The organism is Paraburkholderia domus (genome assembly GCF_905220705.1).
Classification (GTDB): domain Bacteria; phylum Pseudomonadota; class Gammaproteobacteria; order Burkholderiales; family Burkholderiaceae; genus Paraburkholderia; species Paraburkholderia domus.
Genome location: NZ_CAJNAT010000005.1, coordinates 1 through 14,378, shown reverse-complemented (window position 1 = coordinate 14,378; position 14,378 = coordinate 1). Strand labels below are relative to the sequence as shown.

Annotated in this window: 5 protein-coding genes; 3 read left to right on the top strand and 2 right to left on the bottom strand. The window is 62.2% G+C overall.

Annotated elements, in window-relative coordinates; translation table 11 throughout:
- Nucleotides 1-54: 54 nt before the first annotated feature.
- The gene (locus KHO31_RS12000; RefSeq protein ID WP_201141255.1) at nucleotides 55-8,481 is read right to left on the bottom strand and encodes a discoidin domain-containing protein; all 8,427 of its coding nucleotides are present in this window, start codon (nucleotides 8,479-8,481) and stop codon (nucleotides 55-57) included.
- A gap of 883 nt (nucleotides 8,482-9,364) precedes the next feature.
- On the opposite strand from KHO31_RS12000, the gene KHO31_RS11995 reads away from it, so the two are divergent.
- A complete protein-coding gene (locus KHO31_RS11995) occupies nucleotides 9,365-10,279 on the top strand; it encodes a LysR family transcriptional regulator (protein WP_200576662.1) in 915 nt (304 codons plus the stop codon).
- Nucleotides 10,280-10,293: 14 nt separating this feature from the next.
- Here KHO31_RS11995 and KHO31_RS11990 read toward each other — a convergent pair whose 3' ends face one another.
- On the bottom strand, nucleotides 10,294-11,208 hold the full coding sequence (locus tag KHO31_RS11990) for a LysR family transcriptional regulator (protein WP_200576664.1): 915 nt from the start codon (nucleotides 11,206-11,208) through the stop codon (nucleotides 10,294-10,296).
- Nucleotides 11,209-11,304: 96 nt separating this feature from the next.
- Here KHO31_RS11990 and KHO31_RS11985 point away from each other — a divergent pair, with 96 nt between their 5' ends.
- Together KHO31_RS11985 and KHO31_RS11980 are read left to right on the top strand one after the other, a co-directional pair.
- The gene (locus KHO31_RS11985; protein WP_054042406.1) at nucleotides 11,305-13,020 is read left to right on the top strand and encodes an FAD-dependent monooxygenase; all 1,716 of its coding nucleotides are present in this window, start codon (nucleotides 11,305-11,307) and stop codon (nucleotides 13,018-13,020) included.
- 150 nt (nucleotides 13,021-13,170) lie between these two features.
- The gene (locus KHO31_RS11980; RefSeq protein WP_200576665.1) at nucleotides 13,171-14,298 is read left to right on the top strand and encodes a porin; all 1,128 of its coding nucleotides are present in this window, start codon (nucleotides 13,171-13,173) and stop codon (nucleotides 14,296-14,298) included.
- Nucleotides 14,299-14,378 lie beyond the last annotated feature (80 nt).

Genomic DNA, 14,378 nt, shown 5'->3' with positions numbered 1-14,378 from the left:
GAGCGCCCGCCGTGCGGGCGCCCGTTGCGCTTGCAACAAACCCTCAGCCGGGCATCACCAGCCGATACCCAGCACCATGTGCTCAGGCTTCTGCGCGACGATCGACGAGCTGCCGTTCGACACGTCGTCGTAGGCGAATCCGTACGCGAGTCCGCTGACGCTGTGGTCATGGAAGAAGCGGGCGTACTCGTTGGTCGGCGACTGGCTCCACCAGGCGGTCGGCACCGCCCATTTGGTCACGTCTTCCATCACGTGACGGTTGAGCGCCGCGCAGATCTGCGCTTCGATCTGCAGGGTGACCGAGTCACCGGTGGCAAGCGTGCCGGCCCCGAGCAATACGTCCTGCGTGGAAGGCTTGCTGACGCTATACGTCCCACCGACGAAGGCGCCGTTGCTCAGGTCGACTTCCGTGAATACCAGTTGGTCACCCTGCGTCCTGCCGACAAAGCGCCGGCTATTGCTGAACAGGTTCAGCACCAGATCCTGGTTCGCATAGAGCTGCCACATCTGATTCACGTAGCCGTCGAAGTAATTGCCGTTCGCTTGCCCCGCGCCGAAACTGCCCTTGGCCGGCGCCATGATGCGGATCTTCGAAGCCGACAGGGACTGGAACTCCGGCGGCACTTCACGCGCGTAGGCCGCGAAGATTTCCGCACTGCTCAGCGTGGTGCCTGTTTGCATGTGCGTGGTGTGATTCATGCCGTAAATGTCCTCGACCAGCGGTATGCCGAACTCGTCCACCTGCGTCGTGTTGATGAAGAGCGTGTCGCCGCCGTTGTCGAATTCGATCCAGTCGAAAACGACATTGACGTTCGGATCGGTCGGGTTCTGCGGATTCGGCCCGGCAAAAGCGACATTGCCGTTCGCATCGTCCAGCACCTTGATGAACAGCGGACTGCCGAGCGACACGAACATGCGAGCCGACGACACGTGCGGGAACTGCAGCGTTTTGGCCTGCGCGAGTGTGAAGGCGTAGTTGCTGTAGTTCTGGCCAGCGGCGCTCAGGTGACCCGGCGCGTCGTTGTCCGACAGGGCCATCGGCACCATCGTGCCGTCCGGCTTGAGCCACACGAACCTGCCGCCGTTCTGCGGGTCGCGTCCGATGATCTCCACATACACCTGGTCGTCGGTGAAGGCACCCTTGGTGTTGTTGAGCAGATCGACGCCGACGAAGCCCGGCGTCACCGTGTAGTTCGGTATCGTGCTGTCCACACTGAGCCTGGCGTAGTTCGACGTGATCGGGCCGTTCGGCCCCGTGACCACGACGCTGTACACCGAACCGTCATCGCTATTCGTCGTAGCCGCCGTGTCGTACGTGCGGGACGTCGCACCGCTGACCGGCGTCCCGTTGCGGCGCCACTGATAGCTGAACGGACCGCTGCCCGACGCGATCACCGCGAAGTGGCCGTTTTGTCCGGCCGGTACTGTCTGGTCGGCCGGCTGCTCGATGAAGCTCGCCGCCGCCGACGTCCCTGCCGCAGTGTTGTACACCTCGAATTCGTACAGCGAATCACCGTACGGCGTCGAGCGCTGCGTCGCGAACATGCGGACATAACGTCCGGCCGCAGGTGCCGGCAGCTTCAGGTCTTCGATCCCCCCCTGGCCCGCGGTCTGCGTGAGCACCGTCGTCCAGTTCTGGTTGTCGTCCGAGGTCTGGATCTGATACGCCACCGCATGCGCGTTTTCCCAGTTCAGCACGACGCGATCGAAAGTCTGCCGCGTACCGAGATCGACTGAGATCCACGACGGGTCGACAAAAGCCGACGACCAGCGGGTAGCCGCATCGCCATCCACTGCTGCCGACGCCGGATACGCATCGGCTTCGAGGCCGCTGGCGGTCGCCGTCTTGTGCAGCGCCAGGTTCACGGCTGCAGCGAGCGGTACGAAGCTCACGCTGATGCTGTGCGGCGCGGTCACGTTAGTGAAGGTGTAGGTCGACTGCACACCCTGCGACTGGCCGTCCACGGTCAATGCGCCTACGGCAAAACCGGCCGCCGGCACCGCCGTGAAGGTCTGCGTTCCCGCTTCACCCACGCTCACGCTGCCCGACGGGCTGATCGCGCCGTTCGGACCGCTGCTCGCGGCGATCGTGACGGCGGGTGTCGCAGCCGAGTTGTAGATCTCGAACTCGAACAGCGAGTACCCGTACTGCGTGGCACGCTGCACACCTTGCATGCGAACGTAACGCGCGGTCGTGGCCACCACCGGCAGATCTTCCGTGCCGCCCGCGCCTGCATCGCGCGTCGAGACGGTCGTCCACGTCTGGTTGTCGTTCGACGCCTGAATCAGATAGGACTTGCCGTACGCGTTCTCCCAGCGCAGCACGACGCGGTCGAAGCGCATCGGCTGACCGAGGTCGACCGTGAGCCACGCGTTGTCGTTGAAGTCTGACGACCAGCGCGAGCCGAGGTTGCCGTCGACGGCGTTCGCTGCGCTGTAACCGTCGCCCTGCTCGCCGCTCGCGGTGGCGACTTTGCCCAGCGCCAGATTCGCGCTGGCCGTTCCGGCCGTGCCACCGCCGGTGTCCTGTCCAGTGCCGTCGTTCGCGCTGCCCGGCGGCGCGTTAACTGACAGCGTCACGCCGGTACTTGTCACGCTGCCCGCAGCGTTGCTGACGATCACGCTGAACGTCGCGCCGCTATCGCCCGCCACCGTCGGCGGCGTCGTATAGGACGGCGTTGTCGTCGTCGCAACCGGCGTGCCGTTCTTCAGCCACTGATAGCTGAGCGGTGCGGTACCGCTCGCCACCACTGCGAACTGCGCGGGATCGCCCTGATTCACCGTGACGGCCGCCGGCTGCGCGGTGATGGCCGGCGCCACTGGCATGTTGTACACCTGGAACTCCCACAACGAGTAGCCATACGCCGTATTGCGCTGCGTGCCGAACATCCGCACATAGCGTGCGCTGACGGTCGGGAACGACAAGTCTTCGGTGCCGCCCTTGCCGGCAGTCTGCGTAAACACCGGCGTCCAGTTCTGCCCGTCGTTCGAGGTCTGGATCTGATAGGCCACGCCGAACGCGTCCTGCCAGAACAGAATCACACGGTTGAACGTCTGCACCGAACCGAGATCGAGCTGGATCCACGACGGGTCGACGAAGGCCGACGACCAGCGCGTAGCCAGATTGCCATCCACCGCGGCCGATGCCGGATACGCATCGGCTTCGAGACCGCTTGCGCTCGCCTTCGCGCCGAGTGCGAGATTCGCCGCGGCCGAACTCGGTCCGAACGTCACGCTGATCGTGTGCGGCGCCAGCACGTCGTCGAACGTGTAACTGTTGACCAACCCGATGCTGCTGCCGTCCACCTGCACGCCCGTGACCGCGAAGCCTGCCGCCGGCGTGAACGAGTACGTCTGTGGACCGCCCTGGAACACCTGGGTCGTGCCGGCCGGCGTGATCGCGCCGTTACCGCTCGCGCTCGCCGTGACCGCGTATTGCGGCGTGGTCGCGGTGTTGTACACGCCGAACTCGAACAGCGAGTAGCCGAACTGGGTGGCTCGCTGCGTACCGAACATCCGCACATAGCGGGCCGTGGTGGCCGTAAAGCGGAGGTCCTCGGTGCCGCCCTTGCCGGTCGCCTGCGAGTAGACCGTCGTCCAGTTCTTGTTGTCACCCTCGTCGTTCGATACCTGAATCTGGTACGCGACGGCATACGAGTCCTGCCAGCGCAGCACGACGCGATCGAACGTCTGCGCCGAGCCCAGATCCACCTGGATCCATGACGGGTCGACGAACGACGATGACCAACGCGTAGCGTCGTTGCCATCCACAGCCGCTGCCGGCAGGAACGCGTCGCCTTCCACACCGTTCGACGTCGCGACATGGCCGATTGCAAGGTTGGCGCTCGGCACGGGGTTGCCGGCGCCCGGCGCACCAGCGCCCGGATTACCGCCATCTCCCGGATTGCCGCCGGCGACCGGATTGCCGCCATCTCCCGTGCCCGTGCCGGTGTCGATTGCCGCGGTCACCGTCAACGTTGCAGGCGCGCTGGTAACGCTGCCGCCGCCGTTGGCGATGACAACGGTGAACACTGCGCCGCTATCGGCCGCTACCGTTGCCGGCGTGGTGTAAACCGGTGTGGTCGTGATGGCAACCGGCGTGCCGTTCTTCAGCCAATTGAAGCTGAACGGACCGGTGCCCGTAACGCCCACCGTGAACTGGGCCGTCTGGCCCTGGGCCACACTCTGGCTGCCCGGCTGCGCGGCAATCACAGGGGCGGCGGCGGATGTGCCCGCGACGCACAGCGCCCAACCCGGCGTGTTGTTGATGATGCCCGGTACCGACTGGCCCGACGAAAACACGAGGTACGCGTTGGTCGGATCGTTCGGCACGCCGGTTGTCGTCCACGTACCCCACGGGGCCGGAAACGCACATGCGCCGTAGTTGGAGCGGGCCACGGTCAACGCTTCGTTCTGCGTGGGCAGACGCATGCCGACCGACGCGCAGTATTGCGCGGCGATTGTCTGCGTGAACTGCGCGCCCTGGGCCGGGAAAGTCGTCTGGAACTGCTGCCAGACCAGACCGCTCAGATTGTCACGCACGGTCGGGACGTTCGGCCCGGACGGCAGCCCCGGAATGGTCGATGTGTACTGACCGGGCGCCGCGCCCAGCGGCGTATAGCGCTCGGCTGCGCTGCCGCATTGCGGTGCGTCGAAGACTTCGAACTCGAACAGTGAATAGCCGTAGTCCGTCGCGCGCTGTGTGCCGTACATGCGCACGTAGCGGGCCGAGGTGCTCGGGAAGCTGATCGTCTCGGTGCCGCCCACGCCTGCGTTCTGCGTAAAGACGGTCGTCCAGTTCTGGTTGTCGTTGGACACCTGGATCTGGTAGGCCCTGGCGAAGGCGTTCTCCCACACCAGCGCGACCTCGTCGAAGGTTTGCACGGAACCGAGATCGAGTTCGATCCAGGACGGGTCGATACCTGGTGCGGATGACCAGCGCGACGTGAAGCTGTCGTCCACGGCAAAGCTAGCCGAAAGGCCTGCATTTTGCTCGCTGCTGGCCGTAGCCTTCGCACCCAGCGCCAGGTTGGTATCACCGCCGCCGCTTACGGCGAGCGTGGCCGGCGTACTCGTGACACTACCGGCACTATTGGTAACCGTGACAACGTAGCTGCCGGCGTCGCCGTTCTGCGCCGATGCAATGACGATGCTCGAGGCGTTCGTGCCGACCGGCGTGCCGTCTCTCGTCCACGTGTATTGGAGGGGTGCCGAGCCGCTGGCCAGCACGTTAAAGGTCACGCTCTGGCCAACCGGCACGCTCTGGCTGCGCGGTTGCGAGAGGATGGACGGCAGGGTCGCGGCGCCCACCGTCAAGGTGGCGCCGCCCGACGTGACCGTACCTGCGCTATTGGTCACGACGACGCTGTACACCGTGCCACTGTCCGACGTCTGCATGATCGGCGTGTCGTACACCGCTTGCGTCGCGCCCGGGATGGCGGCGCCGTTCTTCAGCCACTGATAGGTCAGCACTGGCGAGCCGGCCGCCACCACGGTGAATTCAGCCCCCTGCCCGCTCGTGATGCTTTGCGGCGCGGGAGGCGTGACGATGGTCGGCACCGCCGGCGCCACCACCGTCAGGATTGCCGCACTCGACGTGATGCTGCCGCTGGCGTTGCTCACGTCGACGCTGAAGCTTGCGCCGTTGTCGCCGCTCAGAACAGCCGGCGTCGTGTAGGTAAAGCTGGTCGCACCGGCGATCGGCACGCCATTCTTCATCCATTGGAAGTTCGGCGAAGCGCCGGCCGTGAGCACGGTGAACTGCGCCGTTTGTCCCACGGCGGCCGTCTGGCTGAGCGGCTGTGTGATGATCTGCAGACTGCTCGCCTGTTGCGGACCGATAACCAGGGCATTGCCGTTGAACACCTGCTGGCTGCCGGTCGGCAATACGTTGAACGTGGTCGTGCCGCCACCGAGGCCAGGCGCGCTTGCCGTCACGGTGACCATGCCGGGCATGAACTGCGTCTTGACTGCGATTCGGGTCAGGCCGCCTTCAGCCGACAAGTTAGGATCGCCAGGCGCATGGTAACCAAGCGGCTGGTTCGCCGTGACCAGGTGGTCGGAGCCGCCGCGGTAGGTACCGGGGCCACTGACGTTGAAAGTAATGATCGGGCTCGCGTCAGGCACGCGAACGTTGTTCGCATCCACCACGGTCGCCGTCACGAGGGCCGCGTCCGTACCGTTGGCCGTGAGCGCGAAAACCTCGCCGTCCGGCTTGACGAGTTCGGGCTCGACCGTGAGCACGATATGGTCGGCCGGACCGGCCGTCACCTGGGTGTCCGTCGCGGCGACCTGGCCATTGCCGTCCAGGCATTCAGCCAGCAGCGTGCCGGGTGCCCACGCGACGTTATTCCAGTGCACCTGGGCCGGCAGCAGCGTCGTGTTCTCGCTCAGGTCCGCCCTCGGGTCCGACGTCGGCGGGTTCGGAGTCTGGTCGGGGCCAACCGGCTGGCCGTTGAGCAGCAGCCGCACCGTGGCGCAATTGCTGAACGCATTGACGGTCACGGGGCCGGCAGCAGAACGGTTCCAGTGGTAGGCGAGTTTGACCACCGGCTTGATCTGGAACGGCGTCCAGGCCGCTTCATAGATGTAGTAAAGCAGGCGTGGAATGCGGTTGGCATCCATCATCGATGCGCCATTGCCGCGCACCATCTCCGGGGTGGTGCCGTTCGCGTTTCCTTGCGGCGAGCCGGGACCATCGATCTGCTGGTTGATTTCACCTGGCGTATCGGCCAGGTACCAGTGCGCGATGCCGAACGACTTGCCGGCCACGCTGTGCACCCAATCGTTCAGGTAAGGCGCGGCAAACGCGAGTTCATAGTCATACAGCGCGCGGCCGACACCGTCTCCCCAATATTCGGACCCCCACGCAGGCGAATCCGGATAGGTTTGTTTGACATTGATGTCACACCCTTCGCCGCTGCAGCCGAGGATGTCGCCGTTAAGCGGGTTCGGCATGCGGTCGGCCTGGGCGCGCGTGAGAATCGGGTCCCACACTTGCGACAATGCCTTCAGGGATTGCGCGAGCGATGTATCGGTCGAGCCGTTGTCGGCTTCCCATGCCAGCACCGAGGGATGATTGCGATCGTGCACGATCATGTCCCGGTGCAGCTCCTTCTTCAGTTCCACGTTGTCAGCCGTCGTGCAGCCCGTCGTGACCGTGCTCGTGCAGAGGATCGAAAATCCGTTCTCGCCGTCGCCGCTGGGTTGAATCATCATCACGCCGTAGGCGTCCGCGGCGTCGAGGAATTCCGGGCCCTGGCTGGAGTGGCCGGGCCGGTAGAGGCTGCCGCCCGCCTGCGCGAGCAGGTTCAGATCGCGCCATTGCAGCTCTTCCGGCACAGCCGATCCGAGCGCCGGGTAATCGTAGCGCCCGGAGGCTCCCCACAGATAGTGCGGGTGGCCGTTAATGATCGGAAAGTTCTGGTCCCACGTGATCGTGCGAATGCCGAGCGGAGTCTCCGTGGAATCCACGACGGTGCCGCCGACGCTGACCGAGTGAATCACGTGATACAGATATGGACTGCCGAAGATACTGTTATTCGGAAACCAGAGGGTCGGGTTCGCGACTGTCAGCACCTGATCGAACAGGCCCGGATGCAAACCCGGCGGCGCATTGGCCGGCACCGTACTGGTATCCTGGGCGGTTGCCACGACGTTACCGCTGGCGTTCACGATCTGCGTCGTCAACGTCACCTGCTGGTCCGTCGGATATTCGTTCAGCACGTTGGTCTGTACACGGATCGTGGCCGAAGCGGTACTCGCGGCGACCGTGGAGACATAAGTTCCCCAGGTGCCAAGGACCGCATAGACATTCTCCGGAATGTGAACCTTGTCCGTGATGTACATCCACACGGGCCGGAACAGACCGGTATCGTCCTGACCAAAGCGGAAGGCGCCCGAAAAACTCGGCGACTCGAAGAAGCTGTCGCCGCGCGCAACCTTCACCGCCATCACGTTATCCGTCCCGTCGAATTTCACGTAAGGCGTGATGTCGACGATGAACGGAACGAAGCCGATCACGTGAGTGGCTTTGGGGTTGATCAGGCTGTTGCCGGGAATGAACTGGCCGTTGATGTAGACCTGTGCCCCCGTGTGTGCGCCCTCGAACTCGACGAATATTTTGCGGTTCGCGTAGGACGGATCCACGGTGAAGTGTTTGCGGTACCAGTTGATGTTGCCCGTCAGGTACAACTGGTCGCCACCGGATTTCGTGTTGATGAAAGTGTCGTTGTCGGACGGCGTTTGCGGCACGCCCACCGATTGCCAACCCGAGTCGTCGAAACCCGGCTGCATCGAACCAGGATCGTCGACGTCCTTGACGTACCGCCAGGGCGTCTGCCCCAGATTGATCCTGATGCGGTTCGATGCCGGCAGATCGTCACTCGCGACTGCATGAACTGCGGCGAACACCAGCAAGACCCACAGCAAAGCAAACAAACCGGCAAGCTGCCCCGTAACCTTCCAAACGCGATCGCGCATGGCGAAATCCTGTTTTTTTCGAGCGTGTGTGGTTTTGCTTCGCCGCGAGCAGCGCGCAATTCAATGTTGCCCGCCTCGGTGCGTTGCTCGACGGCACCTGTGGGCCAAAACTAGCCAACCCGCAACATCGACCCCGTTATTCGCCTGACATGGGGGCCTTCCACAGCGGATTGAATCGCGCGACGGTCGCCATAATTCTTGGTGGCTAACGTTTGCGCTTCCATTCGACTTACGGCCATACCGATGATCAAGTGATCATGTATGAACAAATGATATGACGGCATCAACCACAAATATCTTGATTGGGGTAAACCCTATGTTTCCCGATCAGCAGCGCTGGCATCAAATGCTGAAACTTCTCTCGCGCACTATTTATTTCACAAAAAATTCATAAATTTCAATACTATGCGTCTCGCTCAAGTCGAATCGAGGCTGGCCACTCAGCGGCAACAACACGTCAGAACCGAGGCGCACAGATTGCCGATTCATCACATCCAAAACGCGGATTCAACCTTCACGGCAAAAAAATTCCCTAAAAACAAATGATAAAATGTTCATTGCTGAACAAATGAGCAGCACAAAGCTACGCCAGACCGTCTAGAGGTGGCGTCAAAAATTCGGACAGGGCGATTCGTGGAACTGCTTGAATCTGAGCCTCGCGGAAGCCCTTAGCGGCGTTCAAGGCAAAGGTGGCACTGACTGGCGCAGAAGTTCGATGTACATCCGAACCCGCTCACTGAATGGAAGCGCCAACTTCAGAAGGATCCGTTTGCTGGCGCACGCAGGCTGGTTCGAACATTACGGCGCAAGGATACAGTTGCACTTTTTAGGCGATAACATGCATATTCGTCGATTCAGTTTTTAACCACAGCGAGAAATCACAATGCTCGACCGCCTTACGGGAATGCAGGTGTTCTCCCGTGCAGCTACTGCCGGAAGCCTCTCCGCGGCCGCCCGGCAACTCGGCCTGTCTCCCGCCATGGCGACCAAGCATCTGGATGCGGTGGAGCACCGGCTGGGCGTGCGTCTGTTTCACCGCAGCACGCGCAAGCTCACGCTCACCGAAGCGGGACAGCAGTATCTGGAGACCTGTGCCCGCCTCCTGCCCGATCTGGAAGAAGCGGAGGCGACGATCGCGTCCCAGCGCGTGGAGGCGAGCGGAGTGCTGCGGCTGAATTCGCCGCTTTCGTTTGGCGTTCGCTACATCGCGCCGCTGATCCCTGCCTTCAGAAACAAGCATCCCGGGGTCACCATCGACCTCGGGCTGAACGATCGCGTCGTCGATCTCATGGAAGAGGGCTGGGATCTGACGATCCGGGTTGGGCGTCTGAAGGACAGTCGTCTCGTCTCACGCAGGCTCGCGGAGAGCGCGATGATTGTCTGTGCGGCTCCGGGCTACTGGGCGCGGCATGGGCGCCCGAAACGCTGGTCCGAACTGGCTGGCCACAATTGCCTGAGCGTTACTTTCTCCAACATCTCGCGACCCGACGAATGGCGGTTCGGCAAAGATGGGGACAAGCATGTGGCCGTCAAGGGAACCATGCGGGCCAATAACGGCGATGCACTCGTTGCAGCAGCCGTTGCCGGTCTCGGCGTTCTTTACGAGCCCGAGTTCATCGTTGCCGATGCAATCCGGCAAGGCGCACTGGAGCAGATCACGCTCGAAGTCCGCACCGCGGACCTCGGCGGCATACACCTGGTTCGCGCGCCGGATCGGGCTCCCCCGGCGAAGGTGCGGGTCATGACTGATTTCCTTCTCGACGCATTCAATCCACATCCGCCGTGGGCCATTCGATAAGGCGACGGCGAGCGCTAGGCCTGATCTTTCCAACCCTGTCCTAGCGTTTCCGCAACGACACCTCGGAGCCAACGATGCCCTGCGTCGTTGTGAAAGCGGGCGTGCCAGAATTGTTGAACGGTAAGGTCGGGAAGCTTGATCGGCAGGGGAAACACTTCAACATTTGCAAGCCTCGCGAACAGGGTTGCGAGTTCGTCGGGCACGGCTGCGATGAAATCGGACGTGGCGACGAGGTTCGGGACAGCCAGCAGAAAAGGCACTTCTACGCCCACTTTCAAACGCGCGCCTTGCTGGCGCAACTCCCTCTCCAACAACTGGTTGGTCAGCGCCAGGGTGCCGGCGACAACATGCTTTCGCTCAACGAATTGCTCGAGCGTCATGCTGATCTTCTTGCGTTTGGTGCCAGCCTTGACGATGCCGACCAGCGAGCGGCGAAACAGCGACTGCTGATGCAGATTGTCACCGAGTTTGCCTAGATAGCCGATTGCCAGATCGACCTTACCATCCTGTAGTGCGCCCGCCAGTTCCATCGACGGCAGCTGGATCGGCTTTAACGTCGCAAGTGGCGCCCGCTCACGGAACGCTGCCAGGAGCCGCGGCAGTATCACGATCATGCCCATATCACTTAGGCATACAGAGAATGTACGTTCCGTGGTCGTGGCGTCAAACGCTTTCGTGCTCCAGATTTCCTGCTGCACCATGGCCAGCACGCGTGCGACACCTTCGATCAGTTGCTCGCCAACAGGGGTAGGAGCCATAACCGGTCCGGCGCGGACGAACAGATCGTCCTGAAACAGGGTCCGCAATTTCCCTAATGCATGACTGACCGCTGGTTGCGTAAGCCCGAGCCGATCGGCAGCCCGCGACACGCTTCGTTCATCAGCAAGGGCCTGAAGCACGTACAGGAAATTCAGATCGGGCGGTTGCATCTATGCACCTGTTTCATGGTGAGTATGAAATCCATTGTATAGATTTATAGCCCGCCAGCGTTTAACGTCGCATCCACACTTTAAAAGAATGAGGAGATGGATGTGGTGGACTGCGACGTGATCATCGTGGGCGGTGGCCCGGTAGGTTTGTTTCTGGCCGCTGAGCTCGGCCAGCGCGGCATCAGTGTCGAGGTATTCGATGCGAAACCCGGCACCAGCACCCATCCCGCCGCCAATGCCAACAGCGCACGCACGATGGAGCATTTCCGCCGCATCGGTATTTCTGCGGCAATCCGCTCGCTGGGGCTGCCGCGCGACTATGCGCCGGACGTTGCGTACTTCACGTCGATTACGGGTCACGAATTGGCCCGGCTTCATCAACCCGCATCGCAGGACGCGGTGGAATGGGCGAAGGCACATTCGTTCACCTGGGCAACGCCCGAGCCACCGCATCGCTGTTCGCAACTGTATGTCGAGCCGGTTCTGCTTGAAGCGGCGCGCAGTCATACCCGCTGCCGGGTGCATTTCAGCACGCGTGTGGTCGATATCTCGCAAAGCGACGACAGGGTCACTGCAACCGTCGAGTTCGAGGCCACTGCCGAGCGTGCTGCCGAAACCCGCACCGTCACCGCGCGCTACCTGATCGGTTGCGATGGTCCACGCAGTTTCGTGCGCAAATCGCTCGGTATCCGCTATGAAGGTGTGGCCGGCGAGAAGCGGGAATTCATGGGCGGCCAGATGGACGCCGTCTATTTCTACGCACCCGACCTCTATCGCGTGAGCCCGCACGCACCCGCCTGGCAATACTGGACCTTCAGCCCCAAACAGCGCGCCCTCATCATCGCCGTTGACGGCCACGGTCATTTCATCATGAACGTGCAGATGCGCGACGATGAACGCCCCGACGACGACAGCGTGCGGCAGAGGATTGCCGAAGCAATCGGCACCGATATTCCTTTCGAGCTGAAGAGCAGTTCGACATGGACTGCGGGGTTCACGCTGGTGGCGGAACAGTTTCAGGCTGGACGGGTGTTTCTTGCGGGCGACGCCGCGCACCTGTTTACGCCGACCGGCGGCCTCGGTTACAACACCGGCATCGACGATGCCGCCAATCTCGCATGGAAGCTCGAAGCCATGATCAAGGGCCACGCCGGCCAGGCGCTGGGGGCGAGCTATGAAGCGGAGCGTCGTCCCGCTGCGCTGAGAAACACGGCATTTGCACGCGGCTTTGCCGATAGTATCGGCCACCTGCGTGTGCCTCGTGAAGTGTATGAGTCCGGCCCCGCTGGCAACTCCGCACGCGCGGCATTCGGTGACTACCTGATGTTCCATGCGACTTCGGAGTTCGTGATTCCGGGTGTTCATCTTGGGACACGCTACGAGTCGTCTCCGCTCCTCGAGGCTGAAGCAGGCCCTGCTTCTCCGGACCCGGCCAACCTGTATGTGCCATGCGCACGGCCGGGCCATCGTGCGCCACACGCATGGCTCGCCGACGGTCGTTCCTTATATGACCGCTTTGGCAGCGGTTTCACGCTGCTTTGCACGGGAGCGGGCGGATTCAGCGACGAACAGCAACTGGCGCTGCAACGCGCCGGCGCAGCGCTGCCTCAACTCGCCGTCGTGCACGTCGGCGAAGCAGCCGTCGCGGAGCTCTATCAGGCCAGGTTCGTACTGATCCGCCCCGACCAGCATGTCGCCTGGCGTGGCGATGTGCTGAATCGCGGTTTTGAAACGGTGGCGCTCAGGGCAGTAGGGCACCTGCCCACGGACATCGGCACCATCTCAGCCCCGGTACGTCCTCTGGTCGCCTGAGAGGTCCTGGCTGGATTGATGGTCTGCATCAATCAATTCGTAGTACTTGTCACCCTATTTGCAACGCCAAAGCGTGACGAATCATGACGATTACTGACGTCATGTAAAGCGCAATTCAGTCGAAGAAAATAAAATATCAGGTCTGGAGACATGAAATACACAACTATTGCAGCGGCGGCCATGCTCGCCATCAGCGGTCCCGTGTTCGCGCAAAGCAGCGTGACGCTCTACGGGATTCTCGACACCGGTATCGAGCTCGTCACTCATGCGAATGCCGCAGGCGATAAGGTGATTCGGATGCCCGGCATTACCGGCTCCGTGCCGTCTCGCTGGGGCTTGCGCGGCAAGGAGGATCTAGGTGGCGGGCTCGCGGCCATCTTCGTGTTGGAAAATGGCTTCAATACTCGTGCAGGTGACATGAATCAGGGCGGCCGGCTATTTGGACGTCAGGCATGGGTAGGATTGTCCAGCCGGTACGGTGCATTGACCTTTGGGCGCCAGTACACCATGAGTTTTTGGGCCATCACCGATTCCGACATTCTGGGTCCGGATATCTACGGTGGCGTGGGTGGCCTCGACGCCTATATTCCCAACTCACGCAGCGACAACACGGTGGCCTATAAAGGCACGTTCTACGGCGTGACGGTCGGCGCGACGTATTCGTTCGGACGCGACTCGAGCGGCACCGGCAACTCACCTGGACAAGGGACCTGTGCGGGATCGATCCCGGGCAATTCGCAGGCGTGCCGCCAATGGTCCGCGATGCTGCGCTACGACGCCAGTGCGTTCGGCGTGGCCGCCTCCTATGACGAACAGCACGGCGGCCCAGGCGCAGCAGCCAATTTCTTCAATGGCCTGGCACCGATTGCCTTGGCGAACAGCAGTGACAAGGACGCACGCACGCAACTCAATGGCTACATCAAGGCGGGGCAAGCGAAAGTCGGTGGCGGCTGGCTGGGTCGTCGCGTTGAGACGGCAGCTCGGGACGTGCGCACGGATATCTTCTACCTCACCGGTTCCTACTACGTGACGCCTTACTTCGTGATGGACGGCGGTGTCTATCACACCATCGACAAGCAACAGGACACGCGTGCCACATCGGCCGCTTTGCGTGGTACCTATCTGCTCTCCAAACAGACCAGCGTCTATCTGCAAAGCGGGTATCTGTTCAATAGTGCCAAAGCGCACTACACGTTGAGTGCCGGTGGCCCAGGCGCAACGCCCGCAGCGGGTGTCGGCCAACTCGGCGTGATGGCCGGCATCAGCCATTCCTTCTAGACACAGACACCGGTAGAGGAGTTTGCTGCCGGACCTATAACGACGCCTGGCGCATTGAACGCCAGTCGCATCAAGGAGAC

What these genes read in the sequence shown, in the direction of transcription:
- KHO31_RS12000 (WP_201141255.1), bottom strand. Translation starts at nt 8,481, where the DNA reads ATGCGCGATCGCGTTTGGAAGGTTACGGGGCAGCTTGCCGGTTTGTTT.
- KHO31_RS11995 (WP_200576662.1), top strand. Translation starts at nt 9,365, where the DNA reads ATGCTCGACCGCCTTACGGGAATGCAGGTGTTCTCCCGTGCAGCTACT.
- KHO31_RS11990 (WP_200576664.1), bottom strand. Translation starts at nt 11,208, where the DNA reads ATGCAACCGCCCGATCTGAATTTCCTGTACGTGCTTCAGGCCCTTGCT.
- KHO31_RS11985 (WP_054042406.1), top strand. Translation starts at nt 11,305, where the DNA reads ATGGATGTGGTGGACTGCGACGTGATCATCGTGGGCGGTGGCCCGGTA.
- KHO31_RS11980 (WP_200576665.1), top strand. Translation starts at nt 13,171, where the DNA reads ATGAAATACACAACTATTGCAGCGGCGGCCATGCTCGCCATCAGCGGT.